Source organism: Pseudomonas sp. FW507-12TSA (genome assembly GCF_058781435.1).
Map to the genome: position 1 here is coordinate 24,230 of NZ_JBYSWT010000023.1, position 25,906 is coordinate 50,135.

The window sequence follows — 25,906 nt, forward strand, 5'->3', positions numbered from 1 at the left end:
CCCATGGCGGGGTCCCAGACTCTCCTGCATTCACACAGGGAGAGCCCCATGAACCGAAATCTGTCCTTCAAGCTCGGGGCCATTGCCCTGTTGATCATCTTGTTGATGATCCCGCTGCTGCTGATCAGCGGCCTGATCGGCGAGCGCCAGCAACTGCGCGATGGCGTGCTCGAGGATATCGCCCGCAGCTCCAGCACCCAGCAGCAGCTTCGCGGCCCGGTGCTGGTGGTGGACTACCGCAAGACCGTGCGCACCTGGAAAACCGACCAAAAGACCAAGAAGCGCTATCAGGAGGTGGGCGAAGAGCAGGGGCGCATGTTCTTCCTGCCGGAGCAGTTCGAGCTGGACGGCAAGGTCCAGACCGAGCTGCGCGCCCGGGGTATCTACGAGGCGCGGCTGTTCCACGCCGACAACCACATCAGTGGCCAGTTCGTGGTGCCCGAGCAATACGGGATCAAGGAGGATTTTGCCGACTACAAGTTCGACCAGCCATTCCTGGCCGTGGGTATCAGTGATATCCGTGGGATCGAGAATGCCCTGCAACTGCAGCTCAACGGCCAGGTCCTGGATTTTGCCCCGGGCACTTTCGTCAGCTGGCTGGATGAAGGGGTGCATGTGACGTTGCCACCCCTGGACCTGAGAAAGGCCAGTCGCCTGGACTTCGCCTTCGACCTGCGCCTGCAAGGCACCGGCCAGTTGGCGGTGCTGCCAGTGGGCAAGACCAGCAAGGTCCTGCTGACGGCCAACTGGCCGCACCCGAGCTTCATCGGCAACTACTTGCCGGTACGTCGGGAAGTCACCGAGAAAGGCTTCTCGGCCATCTGGCAGACCTCGTTCTTCTCCACCAACCTGGAACATGCCATGGAGCGTTGCGCATTCGGCAGCCAATGCCAGGGCTTCAACAGCCGCAGCTTCGGCGTGAGTTTCATCGATCCGGTGGACCAGTACCTCAAGAGCGACCGGGCGATCAAGTACGCCTTGCTGTTCATCGGCCTCACCTTCGCCGGCTTCTTCCTCTTCGAAGTGCTCAAGAGCCTGGCGGTGCACCCGATACAGTACGGCCTGGTGGGCGTGGCGCTGGCGTTCTTCTACCTGTTGCTGCTGTCGTTGTCCGAGCACCTGGGCTTCGAGTTGGCCTATGGCGTGTCGGCCACGGCCTGCGTGGGGTTGATCGGTTTCTATGTCAGCCATGTGCTGCGCAGCTGGCGTAACGGCGCGATGTTCGCAGGCGCCCTGGCTGCCTTGTATGGCCTGCTCTACGGCCTGTTGAGCGCTGAGGACTACGCGCTGCTGATGGGCTCGTTGCTGCTGTTCGGCCTGTTGGGCGTGTTCATGGTGCTGACCCGCAAGCTGGACTGGTACGGCGTTGGCCAGCGCAAGGAGACGCAACCGCTGCACTTCGACCTGGGAGTGATCCGTGAGTAGGTCGTTGGGGTTGCGTGAGGACCAGCGCCAGCGAGAGAACCTGGCGCTGCGGATTGCCGGCTTGTTTCCAGCCAATGCCTGGTGGTTGCTGCGCCAGCCGGCAGGTCCAGGAAAACCGCTCGGGCCAAGCACTGCGCGGCGCCCAGGGCCCGACCGGTTGACCGACTAGACCGGCGGCTGGGTCGCCAGCAACGAGGCGCGCTGGCTGGCCTCGGCATACCAGGCGGCGAGCCGGGGCTGGGCCTGGCGCCACTCCAGGTCGGGGTGGCGGAAGTCCAGGTAGCCCAGGGCACAGGCGACGCTGATGGCAGCGATGTCGAAGTGGCTGGCCAGCTCGGCAATGGCGTGGGCCTCGAGCTCTGCCAGGCCCCGACGGATCTTGTCGCGCTGACCCTCGACCCATGGCTCCCACTGTTGTTCGGGCGCACGCAGGATCAGTTCGTAGCGCACCAGCAGCGAAGCATCCATGATGCCGTCGGCCAGGGCCGCGAGGGTCAGGCGCCGCCAGCGGGCCGAGCCCTCGCGGGGGATCAGCGGGTTGCCGACGTGCTGCTGGTCGAGGTAGTCGAGGATCACCCGGCTGTCGTACAGCACTTGGCCGTCGGCCAGGCGCAGGGCGGGGATCTTGCCCAGGGGGTTGTCCTGGTTCAGCGCGGCATCGGGCTTGATCGGGGTCAGCTGGCAGTCATGCAGGGCGACTCGATCCAGCTGCCCGGTTTCGTGCAGCAGCACCATGACTTTGCGTACATAGGGTGATGCCGGGTTGTGGAACAGCGTCATGCTGGGGATGGACATGAATATTCCTCGTGGATAGGGGAGCACAGGCTCTCGCCCGAGGATCTTAGCGCAGCCGCTGGCACAGGCCACAGTTGCGCATGGATATGGACCAGGAGTAGTGGATGCGCAGTTCTTATCTTCGGCATGGGCTGATCAGCCTGGCCCTGACCTTGCTGGGGGCCCTGACGGTGTACCTGGCCTTGCAGTACGAGTTTCGCCGCAAGGGCGAGGGCGAGCCGGAGCTGATCATGGCGTTCGCCTACATGGCCTGGTACTGGGCCCTGCCGGCGCTGGCGCTGCCGGCCCTGGGCTGTGCCCTGCTGGGCCTGCGCGGCCCGGCCCGGGTGACCCGCCCCTGGCGCTGGGCGCTGGCCGCCAGCTACGTACCACTGCTGGGGCTGGCGCTGTTCAGCGTGCTGGTGGCCATCGAGGCGCTGCTGGAAAACCGTGGGTTCATCCCGGTGATGCTGGTCGGCCTGGTGCTGTCCATGTACCTGTGGCGCGGTTTTCCTCCCGCCGGGATCAAGCCGCGCCCTGGCGCTTGAACAGGCCGCGCAGGGCGATCAGCGCCGGCAGGCCCAGGCCGATCCAGCTGAGGCTGTCCCACAGGCCGTCGCCCAGCAATGCCGCGAACAGCCCGGCGGTGCTGAGCAGGCCGATGGCCAGGGGCGCGGCGAAGACCTTCCAGAAGCTCGCTTGACGGCGTTTCATGGGCGCACCTCCGGTAACGGCCTGGCGGCTCGACGGCGGATGATCCACAGGTACAGGCCGCTGCCCAGGACGATGATGGTCAGCACGTCCATCACGGCCCACAGCACCTTCATCGGCATGCCGCCGTAGTCACCGAAATGCAGCGGTTGCGACATGCCCATGGCATCCATGTACCAGGGGCGGCCGGCCACGGCGGTGACTTCCAGGGTGCTGGCGTCGATCAGCACCGGAGTCAGCAGGTGCGAGGTCAAGTGGCTGTCGCCCTTGAGGAACACCGCATAGTGATGCTCGCTGGAGAAGCGCGTGCCGGGGAAGGCGATGAAGTCCGGTTGCATGCCCGGAGCCGCGTCCCGGGCGATGTCCAGCAGGCGACTGGCCGGCGCCAGCGTTTGCAGCGGCGGCGCATCGCGGTAGGGCGCGACCATTGACGCGAGGCTGTCGTTGCGCCAGGCGGCGATGATCAGGTCGGCGCAGGCGCTGATCACCCCCGTCACTCCCACCACCAGGGCCCAGGTCAGGGTCACCACGCCGATCAGGTTGTGCAGGTCGAGCCAGCGCAGGCGGCGGGACTTGTCCTGGCGCACGGTGGCGAACTTCAGGCGGCGCATGAACGGCAGGTAGAGCACGGTGCCGGAGACGATCGCCAGCACGAACAGCACGCCCATGAAGGCCAGCAGCAACTTGCCCGGCAACTCGGCGAGCATGTCCACGTGCAGGCGCAGGATGAACATCATCAGGCCGTCGTTGGCCGAGGGCGTCTCCAGTGCCTCGCCGGTACGGGCGTCGAGCATGAAGGTATAGGAGAGGTTGGGATCGGTGCCGGCGGTCTTGGCCATGATGGTGGTCACGCCGTTGGGCTCGTCTTCCTCCCAGCCGAAGTACTGCAGGACCTCGCCCGGCCGATGGGCCTGGGCGGCCTTGACTAGCTGCTGCAAGTCCAGGCGCGGTGTATCGGCAGGCATCTCCCGCAACTCGGGGGCGTTGCCCAGCAGGTGGTCGATCTCGTGGTGGAAGATCAGCGGCAGCCCGGTGAGCGCCAGCATCAGCAGGAACACCGTGCAGATCAGGCTGGTCCAGGTGTGGATGAAGGACCAGCGGCGGATGGTTGTGCTTTTCATGGAGCATCCAGATGCAAAAGGGCCACGGCAGTGCCGTGACCCTTGTTTCAACGGGTAGTGATCAGCCGATTACCACTTGTAGTTGACGCTGGCCATGACGTTGCGGCGGTCGCCGTAGTAGCAGTAGGTGCCGTCGCAGGTCGACATGTATTCCTTGTCGAACACGTTATTGGCGTTCAGAGCCACGCTGGCGCCCTTGAGCGAATTGCTCAGGCGTCCCAGGTCATAGTGCACGGCGGCATCGTAGACGGTGTAGGAGTCGGTATGACCGTCGGATTTGTTGGCGACATAGGGCAGGCTGCCCGCAGGGATATTGTTGGTCTCACCGATGTAGCGGGCACCGAAGCCTACGCCGAAGCCATCCAGCAGGCCGTTGTGCCAGGTGTAGTCAGCCCAGACCGCTGCCTGGTTTTCCGGGGTGATGGGCAATGGACGGTTCTTGTCCTGAGGGTCGCCGACCTTGGTCATCTTGCTGTTGGCATAGGTGTAGGAGGCGGTCAGCTTGAGGTTCTCGTTGACGTTACCCACGGCTTCCAGCTCGAAACCACGCACCTTGACCTCACCCAATGGCCGGCTGACGCCCAGGTTGTCGGTGAGCACGATGTTCTGGCGGGTCAGGTCATATACCGCAGCGGTGAACAGCATCTCGCTGCCCGGGGGCTGGTACTTGAGGCCCAGTTCGTACTGCTTGCCGGTGCTGGGCTCGAAGGCTTTGCCGGTGCTGCTGCCACCGGCTTCGGATTGGAAGGACTCGGCATAGGAAACATAGGGCGTGAAGCCCGAATCGAAGACATAGCTCAGCGCCGCGTTGCCGGTGAAGGCGTGGTCGTCGCGTTTGTCACGGGGCTGGTTGTCGATGTTGTAGAACTTGGTATCGGTGTGCAGCCAGTCCTGGCGGCCGCCAAGGGTCAGGCGCCAGTTGTCCAGGGCCATCTGGTCCTGGAGGTACAGCCCGGTGCCCTGGCGCTTCTGGTTGTAATCGTTGAACGCGGAATAGCTGACCTTGCTGAAGTCCTGGCCGTAGATCGGGCGGATGATGTTGCTGGTGGGGGCCTCGCCGTACAGCCACTTGTAGTTGGTGTTGATGCGTTGGTGATCGAGGCCTAGCAACAACGTGTGCTTGAGTTCACCAGTGTTGAAGTCGGCCTGGAAGTTGTTGTCCACGGCAAACTGGCTGATGTCTTCGTTGACGATGTTGGCCCCACGGCGGACCGTGCCATCCGGGCTTACAGCCTGGTCGGGTTTGTTGGGCCAGTAGCCGCCGCCAGCGGTGATGCCCTGGAACGACAGGTCGCTCTTGGTGTAGCGCAGATTTTGACGGAACTGCCAGACGTCATTCATGCGGTGCTCGAGGGCATAACCCAGCGCGTAATAGGTCTTGTCGTAGAACTCCCAGCTCGGATCGCCGAGGTTCTTGTGGTATTTGATCTTGCCTGCGGGGGTCGCCAGCTTGGTGCCTTGCAGTGGCAGGAACTGGCTGGTGATACCGGTATCGTCACGGTTGAACTGGCTGAGGAAGGTCAGCTTGGTGTCTTCATCGATGTTCCAGGTCAGGCTGGGAGCCAGGTTGTAGCGTTTGTCCTGGTTGTGTTCGATGGCGGTGTTGGCATCGCGGACTACACCACTGACGCGGTACAGGAAGCGGCCTTCGTCATCGATGGGGCCTGTGCTGTCGAAGCTGATCTGTTTGCGTTGATAGCTGCCGATCTGCAATCGCACTTCGTGGCTGGCGACTTCTTCAGGGCGACGGCTGACCATGTCCAGCAAGCCTCCCGGAGGCGTCTGGCCGTAGACCGACGACGCCGGCCCACGCAGCAGGGCTACTCGTTCAAGGTCCCAGGTTTCCATCTTCGGCATGGTGTAGGTGCCCTTGGGGAGCGGCAAACCATCGAGGAATTGGGTGGGTTCGAAGCCTCGTACGGTCAGCCACTCTGCACGGCTGTCGCTGCCATAGCTGCTGGCGGTGACGCCGGGCATGTAGCGCACGGCGTCATCGAGGTTTTGCACGGCGCGGTCAGTCATCTGCTGACGGGTGGCGACGGAAATCGAGCGTGGCACTTCCCGCAGTTCCGTGTCGGTCTTGGTTCCCGCTGCGGTACGAGTGGCGGCATAACCTTCTACGGGGCCCCAGGCGGTTTCATAGCTGCCTTGGCCACTGATATTGGTTTCCGGCAGGGTCACGACGCCGTCCGGTACGGCCACCAGGCTGTAGGTGCCGGCGCTGCTGTGCTGCAGTTGCAGGCCAGTGCCGCGCAAGGCTTCGCGCAGGGCGCCGGCGGCGTCGAACTGGCCCTGGACCGGGGCCGAGGTCTTGCCGGCCGCCAGCGACGGATTCAGGCTCAGGGCCAGGCCGGCCTGGCTGGCGATCTGGTTCAGGGTGCTGGCCAGGGGCGCCGCCGGCAGGTTGTAGGCGCGCACGCTGGAGGACTGCTCGGCTGCCATCAGCAACGGGCTGGCCAGGGGGGCGCTCAGGGCAATGGCAATGGCCAGCAGGCTGGGGCGCAACAGGGTGTCTAGGGGGCGGGACATACGGCGGCTCCTGGATGGAAATGTTTCGCAATTGCCTATGAGCCGGACGAGATTCGAAAAGTGATAGGGCGAATTGAAAATAATTTAGATTTGCGAAAGAAGGGCAGTCGCCCGCCGGCTCCAAGGCAGGTTGGAGTCGGCGGGCAAAGGAGGTGTCAGGGCTTGGGGTCGGCCTTGGCGACGACGTTGACCCACCAGTCGGTGCGCCGCTCGATCTGTACCGGCAGGGTCGGCAGCAGGGCGTCGAGCGCCAGGTCGGTGTTGTGCAGCGGGAAACTGCCGGTGATGCGCAGGTCGGCCACTTCGGGGGCGACGCCCAGGTAGCCGTGGCGATAACGGCCCAGCTCCTGGATCAGGTCGCCCAGGCGGGCGTTGTCCACCACCAGCATGCCCCGGCTCCAGGCATCGGCGCCCAGGGCCAGGGCCTGTGGGGCTTGCAGGCCATCGCGCTGCATCAGTACCTGCTGGCCTTCCTTGAAGACTTTTTCGTCCTGGCCGTCCTGGGGCCGTGCGGCCACCGCCGATTGCAGCACGCCCAGGCGCGTGCCCTGGTCTTCGCGCTTGACCAGGAACCGGGTGCCCAGGGCCCGTAGCCGGCCGTCGCGGGTTTCGACGATGAACGGGCGGCTGTCGCCGTGCCCGGTTTCGATCAGGACTTCGCCTTCCTGCAGGATGATGCGCCTCTGTTTGTCATCGAAGCGCACGTCCAGCGCACTGTGGGTATTGAGGTTGACCAGGGTGCCGTCGGACAGGCGCAGCATGAGCTGCTCGCCGGTCCCGGTGCGCTGGTCGGCCAACCAGTAGTCCAGCGGCAGGTAGTGCTGCTCGAGGAACAGCGCCAGGCCTCCCACCAGCACCACGCTGGCGATCCCGCGGCCAAGCTTGCGCACGCGCCGGCGCAGGCCTTCGCGCGATTGCGCCAGGGCATTGCGCGCCGGGCCAGGAGCCAGGTTGAAGCGTTGGTCGAGCATGCCCAGTTGGCGCCAGGCGCGGGCGTGTTCTTCATGGGCGCAGTGCCATTTGGCGAACTCTTCGTGCTCCAGGGCACTGCCGCCGCCGTCCAGCGACAGCTGCCAGGCGATGGCGGCGTCCAGCACTCGGGCGGACACCGGTTTGGAACTGATGGGGGTCATGTCGGCTCCCCGTAGAGGGCGATATAGCATTGGCGGATGCCCTGGGCCAGATACTGGCGGACCCGGGGCACCGAGACCCCGAGACGGGTGGCGATCTCGGCGTGGCCCAGGCCATCGAGGCGGTTGTAGAGAAAGGCCGCGCGGGCCTTGCTCGACAGTTTATCGAGCAGGCGGTCGATAGTCTTGAGGTCTTCGAGGATCATCTGCTGTTCTTCCGGCGAGGGCTGTTCGGCCTCGGGGATCAGCAGCAGCTCGTTGAGATAGGCCTGCTCCAGGGCGGCGCGGCGGAAGTGATCGAACAACAGGCCCTTGGCGATGGCCGCCAGGAAGGCCCGGGGTTCACGGGGGGCCTTGAGTTCATCGCGGCCCAGCAGGCGCACGAAGGTGTCCTGGCTCAGGTCTTCGGCGCGTTGGGCACAGGCCACGTTGCGTCGCAGCCAGGCCAGCAGCCAACCACGATGGTCGCGGTAGAGCGCACCAACCAACTCATTGCGGGGGCTTGGGGCTGACGACAACGGGAATCACCCAGGGAGAAGTTTCAAATAACGAGAATTATTCGCGATTGTGGCAGAGGCGAAACAGTGGCGCAATTCACGCTGGTCGGCTGTCTTGTCGCTGAGGATCGCGGGTGCCCAAGGCCAGGTTCCTGTTGTGGCGAGGGCGCAAGCACGCCCAAGGCGTTGTGCCAGCTAGCCCCGGGACTCAGGGGCTACGACCGCTGCGCGACCGAGCGCGAGCACGCTCCCTCGCCACGGTAGGGGGATCAGAACGAGGGGGCCTGCTGCCGGCGCTTCCACTGGCTGAGACGCTGTTGCAGGTTCAAGGGGCTGTGGATCTGTTGCTGGCGTGCGCGGTGAAACAGGATCAGCGCCAGCTCGGCGGTGGCCAGGGCGTCGGCCGCGGCGTGGTGACGCTCCACCACCTGGAGCTTGAAGCCGTTGACCCAATCGTCCAGGCCGGCGTCGCGGATATGGAACTCCGGACACAGCAGGGGTGCCATGTCCGCCACGTCGAGAAAGTCGTGCTGCAGGCGGTAGCCCAGGCTGTCCTTCAGTGCCCGAGCGAGCATGTGCTGGTCGAAGGGGGCATGGAACGCCAGTAGCGGGCTGTCGCCGACGAACTCCATGAAATCCAGCAGGGCCTCGATCGGATCGCAACCGGCCGCGATGGCGCTGGGACCCAGGCCATGGATCAGCACGCTGGGGCTGAGCTTGTGGCCCTCGCGCTGCAAGGTGCGCTCGAATTGCTGGCGGAAGTCGATGGCGCCGTCCTCGATCGCCACCGCGCCAATGGACAGGACCTGGTCGCGATTGAGGTTCAGGCCGCTGGTCTCCACGTCCACCACCACCCAGCGCTGTTCGCGCAGGCTGCCTTCGCCCAGCGGGGCGAAGGCTGGCAGGCGCTCGCGGCGCAACTGCTGTTCGCCGTTCAAGACGCTGGCTGCCGGGCGGAACCAGTTGAACAGGCTCATAGCTGGTACCGCAGGGCCAGGCTGCTTTGCAGGCGCTGGGCCTGGCGCAGGGACTCACGCAGGATACGCCGGTCCAGGTGGTTGAGGCTGTCCGGGTCGAGCCGGTTGGAGTAGGCCTGGTTGTCCCGGGTCTGGCGCTGGTGCTGCTGCATGCGGGTCTGCTGGATGAAGTGGTAGGCCTCTTCATAGGCGGCGCCATCGAGTGGCTCGATGACTTGCTTGGACACCAGCTGGCGCAGACGCTCCAAGGTGTTGATGGCGCCGATGCCGTTGGCCAGGGCCAGCAGCCGGGCGCCGTCGACGAAGGGCGTGAGGCCCTGGACCTTGAGGTCGAGGGTGGCTTTCTCGCCGTTCTTCTTGGCCAGCACGAATTCGCGAAAGCGCCCCACCGGTGGCCGCTGGCGCAGGGCGTTCTCCGCCAGCATGCGCTGGAACAGGCGATTGTCGGCCACTTGGTCGAGGATCCCGCGGCGCAGTTGTTCGGCGCCTTGTTCGTCGCCCCAGACCACCCGCAGGTCGAAATAGATGCTCGAGCCCAGCAGGTTCTCCGGGGTCGCCTCGCGGATGAACGCCGCAAAGCGCCGGGCCCACTCGGCGCGGGACAGGCACAGCTCAGGGTTGCCGGCCATGATGTTGCCCTTGCACAGGGTGAAACCGCACTGGGCCAGGCTGTGGTTGATCTGCTGGGCGATGGGCAGCAGCTTGCCGCGGATCTCGGCCGCGTGGGCCGCATCCCGGGCCTCGAACAGGATGCCGTTGTCCTGGTCGGTGTGCAGGGTCTGTTCGCGCCGGCCTTCGCTGCCGAAGCACAGCCAACTGAAGGGCACGCCCGGGTCGCCCTTGTCGGCCAGGGTCAGTTCGATCACCCGGCACACGGTGTGGTCGTTGAGCAGGGTGATGATGTGGGTGATCTGGGTCGACGAGGCGCCGTGGGCCAGCATGCGTTCCACCAGTTGGCCGATCTCGCCGCGCAGGGCCACCAGGTGCTCCACCCGTGGGGCATTGCGGATGGTCCGCGCCAGGTGCACCAGGTCGACCCGTTGCAGGGAGAACAGATCGCGCTCGGACACCACGCCGCACAGGCGCTGTTCCTTGACCAGGCAGACGTGGGCGATATGGCGCTCGGTCATGGCGATGGCCGCGTCGAAGGCGCTGTGGTCCGGGCTGAGGAAGAACGGCGCCTGGGTCATGTGGCGGTCGATGGGCTGGTTGAGATCCTGGCTGCCGTCGGCCACCACTTGGCGCAGGTCGCGCAGGGTGAAGATCCCCAGGGGTGCCTTGTGCTCGTCCACCACCACGATGCTGCCCACCTGCTGTTCATGCATCTGCGCCACGGCTTCGCGCAGTGGCGTGGCCGGCGAGCAGGTCACGGGATGGCGCATGGCCAATTCGCCGAGGCGGGTGTTCAGCGAGTATTGGGTGCCGAGGGTTTCCACCGCCTTGCGCTTGACCTGCTGGTTGACCTGGTCGAGCAGGCTGCTGACCCCACGCAGGGCGAAATCGCGGAACTCCGCCGACAGGGCGAACAGCTTGATGAAGGCGCCCTTGTTCAGTTGCAGGCAGAAGGTGTCTTCGGCGGCCCGGTGTTCGGTGCGGGTGGCTCGCTCGCCCAGCAGCGCGGCCAGGGGAAAGCATTCGCCGGTGGTGATCTCGAAGGTGGTCTCGGTGCTGCCCTTGGCGGCGTGGGTACGTTCGCCCACCACCCGGCCCTGCTTGACGATATAGAAGTGCTCCACCGGGCCGTCGGCCGGCTTGATGATGCTGTCGCCGGGGCCGTAGAAGCGCAGCTGGCATTGTTCCACCAGGTAGGCCAGGTGCAGGTTTTCCATCTGGTTGAAGGGCGGGAAGCGTTGCAGGAACTGCACCGTGCCCTGGATGTTCTGTAGTACCGCGGTCTTCCCGGCCTGGGTGAAGGCGTCCGTTTTACTCATGACGATTACCGCAATCTTCTTGGATTTGTTGTGTTCGGATTCCGGTAATAGTCGGCCCAGGTGCCCGCCAGCGCCCATTGGACGTAAGTCTAGGTGCGACATGCCGCGCGGGCGTCTGGCGCGGGTGTGTTGCAGGTGGTGGCGGTCAGCGTTCACGGGGGCCGGACATTTGGCTTTGAGCCGCTGGCGATCGATGCAAAAAAGCTCTGATCAAGATGCTTGGAAATTTTTCCGACGAAGTGCACATTGGAGGCCTGCCTGGCGATGTCTGACCACTGTGCTAGGTGATTCGATCCTGTAGAGAACTGTATGTCCGACCACGATATCTTGAGCGATGCCGAGCGCGAGGCGCTGAGTGCCGTCATGCTGGAACCCGACCTGCCGCCGCAGCGGGTGCTGATTGCCGATGACGACAAGGATGCCCGCGAGCTGCTTTCGGAAATACTCGGTCTCGATGGCATTCGCTGCATGACCGCGGCCAGTGGCAAGGCGGCGTTGGAGATGCTCGAGTCGAACAAATCCATCGGCTTGCTGATCACCGACCTGCGCATGGCGCCCTGTAGTGGCCTGGACCTGATTCGCCAGGTGCGCGAATCGGAACGGGCGGCCCTGCCGATCATCATCATTTCCGGCGACGCCGATGTGCGCGACGCCATCGCCGCCATGCACCTGAGCGTGGTGGACTTCCTGCTCAAGCCCATCGATACCAGCAAGCTGCTGGCGCTGGTCAAGCATGAGCTGGGCGTGGTGCTGTAGCGCCACCGGCACGACGAGCAGGCATGAAAAAGCCCCGGTCATGGACCGGGGCTTTGCTTTACCGCTGGCGCTGCGTTGTTACAGGCCGTTCTTGGCCTTGAACTCACGACGGCGACGATGCAGGACCGGCTCGGTGTAGCCGTTTGGCTGCTTGGTGCCTTCGATCACCAGTTCCAGGGCGGCCTGGAAGGCGATATTGCTGTCGAAGTTCGGGGCCAGTGGGCGGTACAGCGGGTCGGTGGCGTTCTGCCGGTCGACCACCGGGGCCATGCGCTTGAGGCTTTCGATCACCTGTTCGCGGGTCACCACGCCGTGGCGCAGCCAGTTGGCGATGTGCTGGCTGGAGATGCGCAGGGTGGCGCGGTCTTCCATCAGGCCGACATCGTTGATGTCCGGCACCTTGGAGCAGCCCACGCCCTGGTCGATCCAGCGCACCACGTAACCAAGGATGCCCTGGGCGTTGTTGTCCAGTTCGTTCTTGATCTGTTCCGCGGTCCAGTTGGTGTCGGGAGCCAGGGGAATGCTCAGGATGTCGTCCACCGAAGCGCGGGCGCGCTTGGCCAGCTCGGCCTGGCGGGCGAACACGTCGACCTTGTGGTAGTGCAGCGCGTGCAGCGCGGCGGCGGTCGGCGATGGCACCCAGGCGGTGTTGGCGCCGGCCAGCGGGTGGGCGATTTTCTGTTCGAGCATGGCGGCCATCAGGTCGGGCATCGCCCACATGCCCTTGCCGATTTGCGCACGACCTTGCAGGCCGGTGCTCAGACCGATATCGACGTTCCAGTTCTCGTAGGCGCCGATCCATTTCTCGGCCTTCATGTCGGCCTTGCGCACCATGGCGCCGGCTTCCATGGAGGTGTGGATCTCGTCGCCGGTGCGGTCGAGGAAGCCGGTGTTGATGAACACCACGCGCTCGCTGGCCGCCTTGATGCAAGCCTTGAGGTTGACCGTGGTACGGCGCTCCTCGTCCATGATCCCGACTTTCAGGGTGTTGCGCGGCAGGTTCAGCACCTCTTCGATGCGGCCGAACAGCTCATTGGTGAACGCGGCTTCTTCGGGGCCGTGCATCTTCGGCTTGACGATGTACACCGAGCCGGTACGGCTGTTCTTGCGCGAGGTATTGCCGTTGAGGTTGTGGATCGCCGCCAGGCTGGTGACCAGGCCGTCGAGGATGCCTTCCGGCACTTCATTGCCGTGCTGGTCGAGGATCGCGTCGATGGTCATCAGGTGGCCGACGTTACGCACGAACAGCAGCGAGCGACCATGCAGCTTCAACGACGAGCCGTCGACGCCGGTGTATTCGCGGTCGGCGTTCATGGTGCGGGTGAAGGTGTTGCCGCCCTTGGCCACTTCCTCGGCCAGGTCGCCTTTCATCAGGCCCAGCCAGTTGCGGTAGATCACTACCTTGTCGTCGGCATCGACCGCGGCGACCGAGTCTTCGCAGTCCATGATGGTGGTCAGGGCCGCTTCCATCAGCAGGTCCTTGACCCCGGCGGCGTCGGTCTGGCCGATCGGGCTTGCGGCGTCGATCTGGATCTCGAAGTGCAGGCCGTTGTGCTTGAGCAGGATCGCGGTCGGCGCCGCGGCATCGCCCTGATAGCCGACCAGCTGGGCGTCGTCGCGCAGGCCGCTGTTGCTGCCGCCCTTGAGGGTCACCACCAGCTTGCCGCCAGCGATCTTGTAGTTCACCGAGTCGACGTGGGAGCCGGCGGCCAGGGGCGCGGACTCGTCGAGGAAGGCGCGGGCGAAGGCGATGACCTTGTCACCGCGGACCTTGTTGTAGCCTTTGCCCTTTTGCGCGCCATCGGCTTCGCTGATGGCGTCGGTGCCGTACAGCGCGTCGTACAGCGAGCCCCAGCGGGCGTTGGAGGCGTTGAGGGCGAAGCGGGCATTCATCACCGGCACCACCAGCTGCGGGCCGGCCATGCGGGCGATTTCTTCATCGACGTTCTGGGTAGTGGCCTGGAAGTCCGCCGCTTCCGGCAGCAGGTAGCCGATGTCTTGCAGGAAGGCTTTATAGGCTACGGCATCATGGGCCTGGCCGGCACGGGACTGGTGCCAGGCATCGATCCGCGCCTGGAAATCATCGCGTTTGGCGAGTAGGGCTTTGTTCTTGGGCGCCAGGTCGTGGATGACCTTGTCGGCACCTGCCCAGAATGCGTCGGCGGTGAGGCCGGTACCGGGAATGGCTTCGTTGTTCACGAAGTCGAACAGGACTCTGGCGACCTGCAGGCCACCGACTTGAACGTGTTCAGTCATTGCTTGCCTCACTCTGCTCAGCTATTTCGCTTTTCAGCTCTTCAAATTAACAATGAAGCCGGCGGCCATTTAAAACACAACCTTGTTCACCAGTACATGCCATCGCTGGCGGCTGGGTGCTTCCAATCAACGGCGGAGCCTTGCTGACGGGGATCGCGGGGGTTGTGATCAAGCCTGGGCAGACATCGTTCCAACATTATGTAGTGCGCGCTGCGGCATACTACATGATGAATTGCGGTTGTGAAAATTAGACTAAATACGTCGTTTCGCGACTCGCCAGTGCAATGCGGTCACGCTGGGAAGCTTGGTGTTCGCAAAAATCCGAAGGATTGTTCCACATAAATACAAAAAGTTGTACACGATTTGCATTCCTGGTCTACCGCCCCCTTTTCCGGGCCTCGACCGGAGGCGCCGGGTGTGGCCTGCAGCCTGCCTATAATTGCTCTTCCACCCCCCAAAAGAGGGCTGCGCCATGGACCATCTGGTTCTCACGGTATTCGCTGCGGACAAGGCCGGCCAGGTCGAACGCATTGCCCAGTGCATCGCCGCCCACGGTGGCAACTGGCTGGAAAGCCGCCTGTCGCGGATGGCCGGGCAATTCGCCGGAATCCTCCGGGTGGCGGTGCCGGCCGAAGCCTACGATGAGCTGGTGGATGCCTTGCAGGGGCTCTCGGCCCAAGGCATCCGCGTGCTGATCGCGCAAAGCGGCATCGAGCAATCATGCACCTGGAAACCCATCGCCATGGAGCTGGTGGGCAACGACCGCCCGGGGATTGTCCGGGATATCACCCGCCTGCTGGCGGAGCAGGGGGTCAACCTGGAGCGGTTGGTGACCGAGGTGCGGCCGGCGCCCATGAGCAGCGAGCCGCTGTTCCACGCCGAGGCCATCCTGGCGGTACCCCTGACCCTGTCGCTGGAAGTCTTGCAGGCGCGCCTGGAGAGCCTGGCCGACGACCTGATGGTGGAACTGGTGCTGCGCAGCGAAGGCTGAAGGCGGTTGGCTGGGTTATCCCGATAAAGCGTGCATGCGCCTGTGGATAACCTGTAGAGAGCGGGCGCTGGCCCAGTGGTATCGCGGCTTTGCGTGAATTGATCAAAAAACCGGCAATTTCAAGGGCTTGTGCACAAATGGCGGGGACCAGGCTGTGGATAAGCTTGGGAAGAACCGCCGCAGGCCACAGGGGACGTGGCCTGCAGATGATTGATCGTTTATTGATCAGCTGCGTCCGCGCAGGCTCAGCCAGGCATCGACGCTGTACACCGCCAGGCCTGCCCAGATGAACATGAAGGCCACCAGGGTGCTGGAGGACAGTTGCTCGCCGAACAGCAGTACCGCCTGCAGCAGCACCAGGGTCGGGGCCAGGTACTGCAGGAAACCCAGGGTGGTGTAGGGCAGGTCCCGGGCCGCGGCGTTGAAGCACACCAGCGGGATCAGGGTCACCGGGCCTGCCGCCACCAGCCACCAGGCCTGGGAACTGGCCCAGAACGCGGCATGGGCGCTGCTGGCATCGGGGTGCAGCAGCAGCCAGGCCAGGGCGATGGGTACCAGCATCCAGGTCTCCACCACCAGCCCGGGCAGGGCCTTGACCGGCGCCTGCTTGCGGATCAGGCCGTAGAAACCGAAGCTCAGCGCCAGCGCCAGCGACACCCAGGGCAGGCTGCCCAGTTGCCATACCTGCTGCGCCACCCCGACCGCCGCCAGCAGCACCGCCAGCCATTGCAGGCGGCGCAGGCGCTCACCGAGGATCAACATGCCCAGCAGCACGTTGATCAAGGGGTTGATGTAGTAGCCGAGGCTGGCCTCGACCATGCGCCCGTTGTTCACCGACCAGACGTAGGTCAGCCAGTTGGCGGCGATCAGGGTGCCGCTCAGGGCCAGGATCGCCAGGCGCCGGGGGTTGTTCCGCAGTTCGCGCCACCAGCCGGGATGCTTCCAGACCATCAGCAAAAGGCCGCCGAACAGCGCTGACCAGAGCACCCGGTGGACGATGATTTCCACGGCGGGCACGCTGGCGATGGCTTTGAAATAGAGCGGAAACAGGCCCCAGATGATGTAGGCGGTCAGGCCCAGTATGTACCCGCGGCGCAGGTTGGCGGCTTGCATGGAGAATCCTTGCTTAGGCAACTAACAAAGGCGCGATTGTAAGGACAAATGTCTAGACCTGTCCTGACTTTTCCCGCGCCCGTGCCGTGGCCATCGCGTCCTTCAGAACAGCCGCAGCGGTTCCTCGTCGAGCGCCGCCAGCTGCTCGCGCAAGGCCAGTACCTGGTCGCCCCAGTAACGTTCGCTGCCGAACCAGGGGAAGCTGCGAGGGAACGCCGGGTCGTCCCAGCGCCGCGCCAGCCAGGCGCTGTAGTGCATCAGGCGCAGGGCCCGCAGCGGTTCGACCAGGGCCAGCTCCCGTGGGTTGAAATCGTGGAATTCGCTGTAGCCGTCCATCAGTTCGGAGAGCTGGCCGAGGCGCTCCTGGCGATCGCCGGCGAGCATCATCCACAGGTCCTGCACCGCAGGGCCCATGCGACAGTCGTCGAGGTCGACGATATGGAACACCTCGTCGCGGCACATCAGGTTGCCGGGGTGGCAATCGCCATGCAGGCGGATGTTCTGGTGCGGGGTGGACTGGTAGAGGGTTTCCACACGCTTGAGCAAGTCACGAGCGACGGACTCGTAGGCCGGCAACAGGCTCTTGGGTATGAAACCGCCTTGCAGCAAGGCCGCCAGGGAGTCGTGGCCGAAGTTCTGCACCCCCAGGGCCTCGCGGTGGCTGAACGGCCGGTTGGCGCCGACGGCGTGCAGGCGACCCAGCAGTTGCCCGAGGCGGTAGAGCTGGTCGAGGTTGCCCGGCTCCGGGGCGCGGCCGCCACGCCGCGGGAACAGGGCGAAACGAAACCCCGCATGCTCGAACAGGCTGCGGCCTTCGTGGACGATCGGCGCTACCACCGGCACTTCGCATTCGGCCAGTTCGAAGGTGAAGCTGTGTTCTTCGAGGATCGCCTCGTCGCTCCAGCGTTGGGGCCGGTAGAACTTGGCCACCAGCGGCTCGTCCTGGTCGATGCCGACCTGGTAGACGCGGTTCTCGTAGCTGTTGAGGGCCAGGACCCGGGCGTCGCTAAGAAAGCCGATGCTTTCCACGGCGTCCAGGACCAGGTCGGGGGTGAGGGTATCAAACGGGTGCGACATGCTTACTCCTGCGCGCAGCAGGCTGCCGCGTCCGGCCCAGCATGGTAACGCAGACGGGCAGGCCGGTGGAGGGCGCTGTGGCGCCTGCCTTGGCTAGGGTCTGTTGCCATTTCGCCGCGACCGCGCCGGAGCCAGTTTTAGCGCGGAGCTAGGCACGAGACGCAAAGTTTGGCATTCCAAATGAGCCGTCGAGTAACGACGCGCCGCGCTAAAACTGGCCCGTCCCTTCGGGTTGCGCGGCAAATGGCGCCATGCGTCGTTGCAGGACTTGGCAAGGGAACGACCATTGCCCGCGTCCTGCGCCTAGCCTGGCGCCATTTGTCGCGGCAACGCGGTTTGCGCCGAAACGGCAACAGACCCTACGGGCAGGCGCGGGTTCGGCACGGGGTTGGATCAGGCGCCGATGATGCTGCCGTCTTCCCGGGTAATGGCCATCACCGAAGAGCGCGGCTTGCCGTTGGGCAAGTGCTCGGGGAAGGTCGAGCCGCCATTTTCCCCAGGGTGCTGGATGCCCACGAACAGCGTCTTGTAGTCCGCAGCGAAGGCGATCCCGGTGACTTCACAGCCCACCGGCCCGACCATGAAGCGGCGGATCTCGCCGCTGTCGGGGTCGGCGCAGAGCATCTGGTTGTTGCCCATGCCGGCGAAGTCGCCGCTGTTGCTGTAGTCGCCGTCGGTGAGGATCCACAGGCGCCCGGCCTTGTCGAAACCCAGGCCGTCGGGGCTGTTGAACATGTTCTGCGGGGTGATGTTGGCGGAGCCGCCCTTGGGCTTGCCGGCATGCACGCCGGGGTTGCCGGCGACCACGAACAGGTCCCAGGAAAAGTTCAGCGAGCCATGGTCGTCGCCACCGGTGCGCCAGCGCAGGATCTGCCCATAGACGTTCTTCTCCCGCGGGTTGGGGCCGCCCACCGGCATGCCGTCCTCACCGCGCTTGGAGTTGTTGGTCAGGGTGCAATAGACCTGGCCATCCTTGGGGCTGACCACGATCCATTCCGGGCGGTCCATGCGCGTGGCCTGGACCACGCTGGCGGCCAGGCGGGCCTGGATCAGCACCTGGGCCTGGTCGGCGAAGCCGCTGCTGGCGTCGATGCCGTTCTTGCCGTGGGTCAGCTCGATCCACTGGCCCTGGCCCTTGGGCCGGTCCGGGTTGCCGTCGCCGGCGTCGAAGCGCGCCACATACAGCGTGCCGTGGTCCAGCAGGTCACGGTTGGCCTTGGGGTTACGGTGGTTGATGCGATCGCGGCTGATGAACTTGTAGATGAACTCGCCGCGTTCATCGTCGCCCATGTAGACCACTGCGCGGCCATCGCGGGTTTGCGCCAGGGCGGCGTTCTCATGCTTGAAGCGGCCCAGGGCGGTGCGCTTGGTCGGGGTCGATTGCGGATCGAAAGGGTCGATCTCCACCACCCAGCCGTGGCGGTTGAGTTCGTTGGGGTTCTTGGCCAGGTCGAAGCGCGGGTCGTGCTGGTGCCAGTTGATGTCGCGGCTGGCCACCGAGGCGCCGTAGCGCTTCTGGGCAGCGTCGAACTGGTGCTCGGCGTTGCTGCTGCCGAAGCAGTCGGTGAAGTTCTCTTCGCAGGTCAGGTAGGTGCCCCACGGGGTCTTGCCGTTGGCGCAGTTCTGGAACGTGCCCAGGACTTTCTTGCCCTTGGGGTCGGCGCTGGTCTTGAGCAACGGGTGGCCGGCGGCCGGGCCGCTGAGGCGGATCGGCGTGTTGCCGTGGATGCGCCGGTTGTAGCGCGAGCCCTGGACGAACTGCCACTGGCCATTCTTGCGTTGCACCTCGATCACCGACACGCCTTCGCTGGCCTGGGCCTTGTGCACGTCTTCGGCCGACTGCGGCAGGCCGCCATGGGGATAGAGGTAGCGGTAGTTGGTGTACTCGTTGTTGATCGCCATCAGCGCCCGATGCCGGTCATCCGGGAAGGCGAACAGGCTCATGCCGTCGTTGTTGTCGCCGAACTGCACTTCCTGGGCCAGGGCGGTGCCGTTGCCGCTGGGGTCGAAGGCCGGGCCGTTCTTGTGCAGTGGCTGGCCCCAGCTGATCAGCACCGAGGACTTGTAGCCCGGTGGCAGGGTGATGGTGTCGCTGGTGGCGCTGGGGATGCTGGCAAAGCCCAGCAGCTGGCCGTTGCCGGCGCTGACTCCAGCGGCCAGGGCGCTGCGGCTCAGCAGGTTGCCGCCCAGGAACAGGGCCGCGCCGCACAGGGCGCCGGCACCGATGAAGCCACGGCGGCTGAGGCCGACGATCTGTTCCAGGTCGGTGGGTTGGTCTTCTTCTAACAGGCTCATATCAGGCTCCCTGCGGGTTTTTGCAGCCACCTTAATGAGCACCGATGACGAATTTGTTGCAGTGCCGAGCCCCAGGATCAGGGCGTACGGGAGCTGGGGGCCAGGGTCAGAGGGGGGTGCCCAGCAGCACATGGGACGGCGAGAACTGCACCTGGACCGGCCGCTCCTGCGCCAGGTCCAGGGTTTTCAGCAGCAGCGGTTCGGCCAGGGCGCAGAGGACCTGGCCATTGGGCAGGGCGATGCGGACTTCGCAGGGGCCATCTTCGGCATCGAGGATCCGCTCGATGATACCGGTCAGGTAATTGTGTCCAGTTGTTACTGGATCGCCGACGGCTTGCACATCCAGCCAGCCGGCCTTGATCAGCGCCACCACCTGGGTGCCGGGCGCCAGCTCCAGGCGCTGGGTGCTGTCGTGGGTGATCCGGGCCTTGAGCCGCACCCCCTCGGGCAGTTCCAGGCTGACCAGGTCGTTGCAGCCATGGGGTTCGATCCCGTGGACCTTGCCGTGCAGCTGGTTGCGTGCGCTGGTGCGCAGCATCAGGCGTCCCAGCAAGTCGAGATCGCTGGCGTCTTCAGCGGCCTCCAGTACCTGGGCCTGCAGCACCTGCAGCCGCTGGTAGAGACGCAAGACCCGCTCGCCCTCGGCGGACAGCCTGGCGCCACCGCCGCCCTTGCCGCCGACGCTGCGTTCCACCAGTGGGTTCTGGGCCAGGTTGTTCAGCTCGTCGATGGCGTCCCAGGCCGCCTTGTAGCTCAGCCCGGCGCTTTTCGCTGCACGGGTGATGGAGCCCTGCTCGGCGATGTGTTGCAGCAGCGCGATGCGTTGCGGGCGGCGGACGATGTGCTGGGTCAACAAAGTGGGCAGGGACATGGCAGGAGCGCTTCGGGCACGGAAGGTGGACAGGAAGTTTGCGGCTTGAGCGGCGAGAGTCAAGTCAGGCCTCGGGCCTGGGGGTGCGGGCCAGGCAGTAGACGTCCACCCGCCTGGCTCCGGCAGCGACCAGCAACCGGGCCAGGGCCTGGGCGGTGGCGCCCGTGGTCAGCACGTCGTCCACCAGCGCCAGGTGGCGGCCGGCGATCCGCGCATCGGGGGCCAGGCTGAAGGCGCCGCGCAGGTTGCGCTGGCGGGCCCGGGCATCCAGTCCTTGTTGCGCGGGAGTGTCCAGGGTGCGCAGCAGCAACCGCGCTTCCACCGGCAGCTTCAGGTGTTGTCCAAGCCAGTGGGCGAGCATCCCGGCCTGGTTGAACCCCCGCTGGCGCAGGCGCCGACGGGATAAAGGCACTGGCACCAGGGCATCCGGGCTGGGCAGGTCTTCATCGAAGCGATAAAGCAGGAACTGCACGAGAAGTTCGGCCATCAGTCGGCCAAAAGGCCATTTCTCATGGTGCTTGAAGCGGCTGATCAGGCTGTCCACCGGGAACTCGTAGCGCCAGGGCGCTATGACCCGTTCGAATGCCGGTGGCCGTTGCAGGCATTGACCGCAAGCTGGGCCGGGAGCCGGCAGCGGCAGCGCGCAAATGGGGCATTGGCTGCCGAGCCAGGGCAGTTCGTCCAGGCAAGGCGCGCAGAGCGCCTGGGGCGAATCGCTGGGTTCGTCACAAAGCAAACAGATTTGTTTGTTTTTTAGCCAGATGTAAACCTGCTGTTTTCTTTCTGGTTGACAGCTCATGGCGGCTTCCTTAAATATGCCGAACATCCGTGTTGCGGCTGTGGACTTTCCCTGTCCCGCACCGCCTGCCAAGCATAATCAAGGAACCGCCCATGAGCGCCAGCACCACTGCCACCCTGCGTCATGACTGGACTTTGGCTGAAGTCAAAGCCCTGTTCACCCAGCCGTTCAACGACCTGCTGTTCCAGGCGCAGACGGTGCACCGCGCGCATTTCGACGCCAACCGGGTCCAGGTTTCCACCTTGCTGTCGATCAAGACCGGCGCCTGCCCGGAAGATTGCAAATATTGTCCGCAGTCCGGTCACTACAACACCGGCCTGGAAAAGGAAAAGCTCCTGGAAGTGCAGAAGGTCCTGGAAGAGGCCGCCCGGGCCAAGGCCATCGGCTCCACGCGCTTCTGCATGGGCGCGGCCTGGAAGCACCCGTCCGCCAAGGACATGCCCTACGTGCTGGAGATGGTCAAAGGGGTCAAGGCCATGGGCCTGGAGACCTGCATGACCCTGGGCCGCCTCGACCAGGAGCAGACCGAGGCCCTGGCCCTGGCCGGCCTGGACTACTACAACCACAACCTCGATACCTCGCCGGAGTTCTACGGCAACATCATCACCACCCGCACCTACAGCGAGCGCCTGCAGACCCTGGCCTATGTGCGCGATGCCGGGATGAAGATCTGCTCCGGTGGCATCCTGGGCATGGGCGAGTCCCTGGACGATCGTGCCGGCCTGCTGATCCAGCTGGCCAACCTGCCGGAGCATCCGGAGTCGGTGCCGATCAACATGCTGGTGAAGGTGGCCGGTACGCCGCTGGAAAATGCCGAAGAGGTGGATCCGTTCGACTTCATTCGCATGCTGGCCGTGGCGCGGATTCTCATGCCGCAATCCCATGTGCGCCTCTCCGCTGGCCGTGAGGCGATGAACGAGCAAATGCAGGCCCTGGCGTTCTTCGCCGGCGCCAACTCGATCTTCTACGGCGAAAAACTGCTGACCACCGCCAACCCGCAGGCCGATAAGGACATGCAGCTGTTCGCCCGCCTGGGGATCCAGCCCGAAGCGCGTGAAGAGCACGCCGACGAAGTGCACCAGGCGGCCATCGAGCAGGCCCTGGTGGAGCACAAGAGCAGCGAGCAGTTCTACAACGCCGCCGTCTGACCCCTGGCTGACGTCATCCCCGCCGCCGCGGGCGACTCCAGGGCCGCTGAGGATCCCGCAGGGACTTCGGCGCCCGGTCGCCTGCGATGTTGGATTTCTTCCCGATCATCGAGGCCAGCATGTCTTTTGATCTTTCCGCGCGCCTCGCGGCCCGCCGTGCCGAGCATCTGTATCGCCAGCGCCCCTTGCTCGACAGCCCCCAGGGGCCGCAAGTGGTGGTCGACGGCCAGCCGCTGCTGGCGTTCTGCAACAACGACTACCTGGGCCTGGCCAATCATCCACAGGTGATCGAAGCCTGGCGGGCCGGTGCCAGCCGCTGGGGCGTGGGCGGTGGCGCCTCGCACCTGGTGGTGGGCCATAGCGGTCCGCACCATGCTCTGGAGGAGGCCCTGGCCGACCTCACTGGAAGGCCCCGGGCCTTGCTGTTCAGCACCGGCTACATGGCCAACCTCGGGGCGGTCACGGCCCTGGTGGGGCAGGGCGATACGGTGCTGGAAGACCGTCTCAACCATGCTTCGCTGCTGGATGCCGGCCTGCTCAGTGGCGCGCGCTTCAACCGCTATCTGCACAACGATGCGGCCAGCCTGGCCAAGCGCCTGGAGAAGGCTACCGGCAATACCCTGGTGGTCACCGACGGCGTATTCAGCATGGATGGCGATGTGGCCGACCTGCCGGCCCTGGCCCGTGAAACCAAGGCCCGAGGCGCCTGGCTGATGGTCGACGACGCCCACGGCTTCGGTCCCCTGGGTGCCAATGGCGCAGGGCTGGTGGAGCATTTCGGCTTGGGCCTGGATGAGGTGCCGGTGCTGGTGGGCACCCTGGGCAAGGCTTTCGGAACCGCTGGGGCCTTCGTCGCCGGCAGCGAGGAGTTGATCGAGAGCCTGATCCAGTTCGCAAGGCCTTATATCTACACCACCAGCCAGCCACCGGCGTTGGCCTGCGCCACCTTGAAAAGCCTGGAACTGCTGCGCAGCGAGCACTGGCGGCGCGAGCACCTGGCGAGCCTGGTCCGCCAGTTCCGCCGGGGCGCCGAGCAGATCGGCCTGGAGCTGATGGACAGCTTCACCCCGATCCAGCCGATCCTGGTCGGCGACAGTGCGCGAGCCATGGCGCTGTCGCAGAAACTGCGCGAGCGCGGGATCCTGGTCACCGCCATTCGCCCGCCGACGGTGCCGGCCGGCAGTGCCCGGTTGCGGGTGACGCTGTCTGCCGCCCACAGCGAGAGCCAGGTGCAGCTATTGTTAGACGCATTGGCCGATTGTCACGGTGAACTGCAAGTGGAGCCGAGCCATGCGTGATCGACTGATCCTGTTGCCCGGCTGGGGGCTGGGCGTGTCGCCCCTGGAGCCCCTGGCTGCAGCGTTGCAGGGGCTGGACCAGCACCTGCGGGTACAGGTCCAGCCGTTGCCGGAACTGATGTCCAGCGACCCGGACGATTGGCTGGATGAACTGGACGACGCGCTGCCGGACGATGCCTGGCTGGGTGGCTGGTCCCTGGGCGGGATGCTGGCCTCGGCGCTGGCGGCCCGTCGTGGTGAACGGTGCTGCGGGCTGCTGACCCTGGCCAGCAATCCCTGCTTCGTCGCCCATGCGCAGTGGCCGAGCGCCATGGCCCAAGACACCTTCGCCGCCTTCCTGGCGGGCTGTGCCGCCGACCCGCAAGGCACCCTCAAGCGTTTCTCGTTGCTCTGTGCCCAGGGCGCCCTCGACCATCGCGGCTTGTCCCGGGCGTTGTCGGGGGGCGCGCCGGTGTCCCGGCCACAGGTGTTGCTGGCGGGTCTTGAATTGTTGGCGCAACTCGACACCCGTGAGGCCTTGCAGGGTTTTCGTGGGCCGCAGTTGCACCTGTTCGCCGGGCTCGATGGCCTGGTACCGGCTGAAACGGCCGCCGAGTTGCTGGCGTTGTTGCCGGATGTGGAAGTTGGCCTGATCGAACAGGCCAGTCACGGTTTTCTTCTGGAGGACCCCCATGGAGTGGCGGGTGCGATCCAGGCGTTCTTGCATGAGTCCGGTGATGACTGATCTGTCTATTCCTGTGCTGGCCACCGGCTTGCCTGACAAGCGCCAGGTGGCGGCTTCGTTTTCCCGCGCGGCGGCCAGCTACGACAGCGTGGCCGAGTTGCAGCGGGCGGTTGGCCAGCAGTTGCTGAGCCGCCTGCCGGCTGACTGGACGCCCGGACGCTGGCTCGACCTGGGCTGCGGCACCGGGCATTTCAGCCGGGCGCTGGGGGAGCGGTTCGCGGGTAGCCAGGGCCTGGCCGTGGATATCGCCGAAGGCATGCTCCAGCACGCACGGCCCCTGGGTGGGGCCGAGTACTTCATTGCCGGGGACGCCGAGCGCCTGCCATTGCAGGCGGCCAGTTGCGAGTTGATCTTCTCCAGCCTGGCGGTGCAGTGGTGCGCCGATTTTGCCGCAGTGCTCAGCGAGGCCCGGCGGGTGCTCAAGCCTGGCGGCGTCCTGGCGTTCGCCAGCTTGTGCGTGGGGACCCTGCAGGAGCTGCGCGACAGCTGGGGGCAGGTGGACGGGCAGGTGCACGTCAACCGCTTCCGTGCTTTCGAGCGCTATGGCCAGTTGTGCGATGCCAGTGGCTTGCGGGTGCGTAGCCTGGAGCGGGTGCCCCATGTCCTGCATTACCCGGATGTGCGCAGCCTGACCCACGAACTCAAGGCCCTGGGGGCGCACAACCTCAACCCTGGCCGTCCTGGTGGTTTGACCGGACGGGCGCGCATCGCCGGATTGATCGCCGCCTACGAGGGCTTTCGCCAGGCCAGGGGGCTGCCGGCGACTTACCAGGTAGTCCATGCCGTATTGGAGAAACCACTATGAGTCCTGCCTATTTCCTCACCGGCACCGACACCGAGGTGGGCAAGACCACCATCGCTGCCGGCTTGCTGCATGCCGCGCGACTGGCCGGGCTGAGCACGGCGGCGGGCAAGCCGGTGGCGTCCGGTTGCGAGCTGACGGCCAAGGGCTTGCGCAACGCCGATGCCTTGGCGTTGCAAGCGCAGGCGTCGTTGCCGCTGAGTTATGAGGAGGTCAATCCGCTCGCCTTCGAGCCGGCGATCGCTCCACACCTGGCCGCACGCGAGGCGGGCGTGGCACTGACGGTGCAGTCGCTGTTGCTGCCCATGCGCCACGTCCTGGCCAAGGGGGCGGATTTCACCCTGATCGAAGGCGCGGGTGGCTGGCGCGTGCCCCTGGCGGGCCAGGATAATCTCTCGGACCTGGCCATGGCCCTGGGGCTGCCGGTGATCCTGGTGGTGGGCGTGCGGCTGGGGTGCATCAACCATGCCTTGCTGACTGCCGAAGCCATTGCCCGGGACGGTCTGCAACTGGCCGGTTGGGTGGCCAACATCGTCGATCCGCAGACCTCTCGTCTGGAAGAGAACCTGGCGACCCTGGCCGAGCGCCTTCCCGCGCCGTGCCTGGGCAGGGTGCCCCGGCTCAGGCTGGCTGGGGCCGCGGCGGTGGCCGAACACCTGCAATTGGACTTGCTGGACTAGA

General features: G+C 65.2%; 24 protein-coding genes. 10 read left to right on the top strand and 14 right to left on the bottom strand.

Annotated elements, in window-relative coordinates:
• The first annotated feature begins 48 nt into the window (after positions 1 to 48).
• Both creD and AC3WK8_RS20805 read left to right on the top strand, forming a co-directional pair.
• A complete protein-coding gene (gene creD, locus AC3WK8_RS20800) occupies positions 49 to 1,425 on the top strand; it encodes a cell envelope integrity protein CreD (RefSeq protein ID WP_103325749.1) in 1,377 nt (458 codons plus the stop codon).
• A complete protein-coding gene (locus AC3WK8_RS20805; RefSeq protein WP_158091443.1) occupies positions 1,418 to 1,594 on the top strand; it encodes a hypothetical protein in 177 nt (58 codons plus the stop codon). Before creD ends, AC3WK8_RS20805 begins: the two co-directional genes overlap by 8 nt.
• Here AC3WK8_RS20805 and AC3WK8_RS20810 read toward each other — a convergent pair.
• Positions 1,591 to 2,220: a glutathione S-transferase gene (locus AC3WK8_RS20810; RefSeq protein ID WP_103325750.1), complete on the bottom strand. Its 630-nt coding sequence runs from the start codon at positions 2,218 to 2,220 to the stop codon at positions 1,591 to 1,593. The two genes, AC3WK8_RS20805 and AC3WK8_RS20810, sit on opposite strands and share 4 nt — an antisense overlap.
• Positions 2,221 to 2,324: 104 nt before the next feature.
• Here AC3WK8_RS20810 and AC3WK8_RS20815 point away from each other — a divergent pair, with 104 nt between their 5' ends.
• Positions 2,325 to 2,747 carry a hypothetical protein gene (locus AC3WK8_RS20815; protein WP_178088039.1) on the top strand — a complete coding sequence of 141 codons (423 nt, stop codon included), beginning with the start codon at positions 2,325 to 2,327 and terminating at the stop codon, positions 2,745 to 2,747.
• On the opposite strand, the gene AC3WK8_RS20820 is transcribed toward AC3WK8_RS20815, so the two are convergent.
• From AC3WK8_RS20820 to AC3WK8_RS20850, 7 genes are all read right to left on the bottom strand, one after another.
• Positions 2,725 to 2,913: a hypothetical protein gene (locus tag AC3WK8_RS20820; protein ID WP_103325787.1), complete on the bottom strand. Its 189-nt coding sequence runs from the start codon at positions 2,911 to 2,913 to the stop codon at positions 2,725 to 2,727. The genes AC3WK8_RS20815 and AC3WK8_RS20820 overlap by 23 nt on opposite strands.
• On the bottom strand, positions 2,910 to 4,031 hold the full coding sequence (locus tag AC3WK8_RS20825; protein WP_103325751.1) for a PepSY-associated TM helix domain-containing protein: 1,122 nt from the start codon (positions 4,029 to 4,031) through the stop codon (positions 2,910 to 2,912). The genes AC3WK8_RS20820 and AC3WK8_RS20825 overlap by 4 nt, the downstream gene beginning before the upstream one ends.
• A 69-nt stretch (positions 4,032 to 4,100) precedes the next feature.
• Positions 4,101 to 6,560, bottom strand: a complete 2,460-nt coding sequence (locus AC3WK8_RS20830; RefSeq protein WP_103325752.1) for a TonB-dependent siderophore receptor — start codon at positions 6,558 to 6,560, stop codon at positions 4,101 to 4,103.
• Between the two features lie 155 nt (positions 6,561 to 6,715).
• Positions 6,716 to 7,693: a FecR family protein gene (locus tag AC3WK8_RS20835; RefSeq protein ID WP_103325753.1), complete on the bottom strand. Its 978-nt coding sequence runs from the start codon at positions 7,691 to 7,693 to the stop codon at positions 6,716 to 6,718.
• Positions 7,690 to 8,208 (bottom strand): RNA polymerase sigma factor, encoded by a 519-nt coding sequence (locus AC3WK8_RS20840; protein ID WP_085599081.1) that lies wholly within the window; start codon positions 8,206 to 8,208, stop codon positions 7,690 to 7,692. The genes AC3WK8_RS20835 and AC3WK8_RS20840 overlap by 4 nt, the downstream gene beginning before the upstream one ends.
• Before the next feature lie 248 nt (positions 8,209 to 8,456).
• Positions 8,457 to 9,164 (bottom strand): 3'-5' exonuclease, encoded by a 708-nt coding sequence (locus tag AC3WK8_RS20845; RefSeq protein ID WP_085599083.1) that lies wholly within the window; start codon positions 9,162 to 9,164, stop codon positions 8,457 to 8,459.
• A complete protein-coding gene (locus AC3WK8_RS20850; protein ID WP_103325754.1) occupies positions 9,161 to 11,095 on the bottom strand; it encodes a putative nucleotidyltransferase substrate binding domain-containing protein in 1,935 nt (644 codons plus the stop codon). The genes AC3WK8_RS20845 and AC3WK8_RS20850 overlap by 4 nt, the downstream gene beginning before the upstream one ends.
• A 309-nt stretch (positions 11,096 to 11,404) precedes the next feature.
• On the opposite strand from AC3WK8_RS20850, the gene AC3WK8_RS20855 reads away from it, so the two are divergent.
• Positions 11,405 to 11,851 carry a response regulator gene (locus AC3WK8_RS20855; protein ID WP_022641470.1) on the top strand — a complete coding sequence of 149 codons (447 nt, stop codon included), beginning with the start codon at positions 11,405 to 11,407 and terminating at the stop codon, positions 11,849 to 11,851.
• 78 nt (positions 11,852 to 11,929) lie between these two features.
• Here the strand turns inward: AC3WK8_RS20855 and AC3WK8_RS20860 are convergent, their stop codons facing one another.
• Positions 11,930 to 14,107, bottom strand: coding sequence for a malate synthase G (locus AC3WK8_RS20860; protein WP_085599087.1), 2,178 nt, complete (start codon positions 14,105 to 14,107; stop codon positions 11,930 to 11,932).
• Between the two features lie 472 nt (positions 14,108 to 14,579).
• Between AC3WK8_RS20860 and AC3WK8_RS20865 the strand changes: the two genes are divergently transcribed.
• Positions 14,580 to 15,098 (top strand): glycine cleavage system transcriptional repressor, encoded by a 519-nt coding sequence (locus tag AC3WK8_RS20865; RefSeq protein WP_085599089.1) that lies wholly within the window; start codon positions 14,580 to 14,582, stop codon positions 15,096 to 15,098.
• A 225-nt stretch (positions 15,099 to 15,323) separates the two neighbouring features.
• Here AC3WK8_RS20865 and rarD read toward each other — a convergent pair whose 3' ends face one another.
• The 5 genes from rarD to AC3WK8_RS20890 form a co-directional block, all read right to left on the bottom strand.
• Positions 15,324 to 16,211, bottom strand: coding sequence for an EamA family transporter RarD (rarD, locus tag AC3WK8_RS20870; RefSeq protein WP_103325755.1), 888 nt, complete (start codon positions 16,209 to 16,211; stop codon positions 15,324 to 15,326).
• A 102-nt stretch (positions 16,212 to 16,313) separates the two neighbouring features.
• Positions 16,314 to 17,288, bottom strand: coding sequence for a serine/threonine protein kinase (locus AC3WK8_RS20875; protein WP_085599091.1), 975 nt, complete (start codon positions 17,286 to 17,288; stop codon positions 16,314 to 16,316).
• 393 nt (positions 17,289 to 17,681) lie between these two features.
• Positions 17,682 to 19,583 carry a PhoX family protein gene (locus AC3WK8_RS20880; protein WP_103325756.1) on the bottom strand — a complete coding sequence of 634 codons (1,902 nt, stop codon included), beginning with the start codon at positions 19,581 to 19,583 and terminating at the stop codon, positions 17,682 to 17,684.
• Positions 19,584 to 19,689: 106 nt separating this feature from the next.
• Positions 19,690 to 20,454 (bottom strand): TOBE domain-containing protein, encoded by a 765-nt coding sequence (locus AC3WK8_RS20885; protein WP_085599094.1) that lies wholly within the window; start codon positions 20,452 to 20,454, stop codon positions 19,690 to 19,692.
• Positions 20,455 to 20,518: 64 nt separating this feature from the next.
• Positions 20,519 to 21,253, bottom strand: a complete 735-nt coding sequence (locus AC3WK8_RS20890; protein WP_103325757.1) for a ComFC family protein — start codon at positions 21,251 to 21,253, stop codon at positions 20,519 to 20,521.
• Between the two features lie 92 nt (positions 21,254 to 21,345).
• Between AC3WK8_RS20890 and bioB the strand changes: the two genes are divergently transcribed.
• The 5 genes from bioB (at position 21,346) to bioD (ending at position 25,905) form a co-directional block, all read left to right on the top strand.
• Positions 21,346 to 22,401 carry a biotin synthase BioB gene (gene bioB, locus AC3WK8_RS20895; RefSeq protein WP_022641463.1) on the top strand — a complete coding sequence of 352 codons (1,056 nt, stop codon included), beginning with the start codon at positions 21,346 to 21,348 and terminating at the stop codon, positions 22,399 to 22,401.
• Between the two features lie 119 nt (positions 22,402 to 22,520).
• The gene (gene bioF / locus AC3WK8_RS20900) at positions 22,521 to 23,699 is read left to right on the top strand and encodes an 8-amino-7-oxononanoate synthase (RefSeq protein ID WP_103325788.1); all 1,179 of its coding nucleotides are present in this window, start codon (positions 22,521 to 22,523) and stop codon (positions 23,697 to 23,699) included.
• Positions 23,692 to 24,423, top strand: a complete 732-nt coding sequence (locus tag AC3WK8_RS20905; RefSeq protein ID WP_085599100.1) for an alpha/beta fold hydrolase — start codon at positions 23,692 to 23,694, stop codon at positions 24,421 to 24,423. Before bioF ends, AC3WK8_RS20905 begins: the two co-directional genes overlap by 8 nt.
• Complete coding sequence (gene bioC / locus AC3WK8_RS20910; RefSeq protein ID WP_085599102.1) at positions 24,416 to 25,228, top strand: malonyl-ACP O-methyltransferase BioC; 813 nt, start codon at positions 24,416 to 24,418, stop codon at positions 25,226 to 25,228. Before AC3WK8_RS20905 ends, bioC begins: the two co-directional genes overlap by 8 nt.
• Complete coding sequence (gene bioD, locus AC3WK8_RS20915) at positions 25,225 to 25,905, top strand: dethiobiotin synthase (protein ID WP_103325758.1); 681 nt, start codon at positions 25,225 to 25,227, stop codon at positions 25,903 to 25,905. Before bioC ends, bioD begins: the two co-directional genes overlap by 4 nt.
• The last annotated feature ends 1 nt before the right edge of the window (position 25,906 follow it).

What these genes read in the sequence shown, in the direction of transcription:
- AC3WK8_RS20820 (WP_103325787.1), bottom strand. Translation starts at nt 2,913, where the DNA reads ATGAAACGCCGTCAAGCGAGCTTCTGGAAGGTCTTCGCCGCGCCCCTG.
- bioB (WP_022641463.1), top strand. Translation starts at nt 21,346, where the DNA reads ATGAGCGCCAGCACCACTGCCACCCTGCGTCATGACTGGACTTTGGCT.
- AC3WK8_RS20865 (WP_085599089.1), top strand. Translation starts at nt 14,580, where the DNA reads ATGGACCATCTGGTTCTCACGGTATTCGCTGCGGACAAGGCCGGCCAG.
- AC3WK8_RS20905 (WP_085599100.1), top strand. Translation starts at nt 23,692, where the DNA reads ATGCGTGATCGACTGATCCTGTTGCCCGGCTGGGGGCTGGGCGTGTCG.
- AC3WK8_RS20850 (WP_103325754.1), bottom strand. Translation starts at nt 11,095, where the DNA reads ATGAGTAAAACGGACGCCTTCACCCAGGCCGGGAAGACCGCGGTACTA.
- rarD (WP_103325755.1), bottom strand. Translation starts at nt 16,211, where the DNA reads ATGCAAGCCGCCAACCTGCGCCGCGGGTACATACTGGGCCTGACCGCC.
- AC3WK8_RS20825 (WP_103325751.1), bottom strand. Translation starts at nt 4,031, where the DNA reads ATGAAAAGCACAACCATCCGCCGCTGGTCCTTCATCCACACCTGGACC.
- AC3WK8_RS20810 (WP_103325750.1), bottom strand. Translation starts at nt 2,220, where the DNA reads ATGTCCATCCCCAGCATGACGCTGTTCCACAACCCGGCATCACCCTAT.
- bioF (WP_103325788.1), top strand. Translation starts at nt 22,521, where the DNA reads ATGTCTTTTGATCTTTCCGCGCGCCTCGCGGCCCGCCGTGCCGAGCAT.
- bioC (WP_085599102.1), top strand. Translation starts at nt 24,416, where the DNA reads ATGACTGATCTGTCTATTCCTGTGCTGGCCACCGGCTTGCCTGACAAG.
- AC3WK8_RS20855 (WP_022641470.1), top strand. Translation starts at nt 11,405, where the DNA reads ATGTCCGACCACGATATCTTGAGCGATGCCGAGCGCGAGGCGCTGAGT.
- bioD (WP_103325758.1), top strand. Translation starts at nt 25,225, where the DNA reads ATGAGTCCTGCCTATTTCCTCACCGGCACCGACACCGAGGTGGGCAAG.
- AC3WK8_RS20880 (WP_103325756.1), bottom strand. Translation starts at nt 19,583, where the DNA reads ATGAGCCTGTTAGAAGAAGACCAACCCACCGACCTGGAACAGATCGTC.
- AC3WK8_RS20835 (WP_103325753.1), bottom strand. Translation starts at nt 7,693, where the DNA reads ATGACCCCCATCAGTTCCAAACCGGTGTCCGCCCGAGTGCTGGACGCC.
- AC3WK8_RS20860 (WP_085599087.1), bottom strand. Translation starts at nt 14,107, where the DNA reads ATGACTGAACACGTTCAAGTCGGTGGCCTGCAGGTCGCCAGAGTCCTG.
- AC3WK8_RS20845 (WP_085599083.1), bottom strand. Translation starts at nt 9,164, where the DNA reads ATGAGCCTGTTCAACTGGTTCCGCCCGGCAGCCAGCGTCTTGAACGGC.
- AC3WK8_RS20830 (WP_103325752.1), bottom strand. Translation starts at nt 6,560, where the DNA reads ATGTCCCGCCCCCTAGACACCCTGTTGCGCCCCAGCCTGCTGGCCATT.
- AC3WK8_RS20875 (WP_085599091.1), bottom strand. Translation starts at nt 17,288, where the DNA reads ATGTCGCACCCGTTTGATACCCTCACCCCCGACCTGGTCCTGGACGCC.
- AC3WK8_RS20885 (WP_085599094.1), bottom strand. Translation starts at nt 20,454, where the DNA reads ATGTCCCTGCCCACTTTGTTGACCCAGCACATCGTCCGCCGCCCGCAA.
- AC3WK8_RS20815 (WP_178088039.1), top strand. Translation starts at nt 2,325, where the DNA reads ATGCGCAGTTCTTATCTTCGGCATGGGCTGATCAGCCTGGCCCTGACC.
- AC3WK8_RS20890 (WP_103325757.1), bottom strand. Translation starts at nt 21,253, where the DNA reads ATGAGCTGTCAACCAGAAAGAAAACAGCAGGTTTACATCTGGCTAAAA.
- creD (WP_103325749.1), top strand. Translation starts at nt 49, where the DNA reads ATGAACCGAAATCTGTCCTTCAAGCTCGGGGCCATTGCCCTGTTGATC.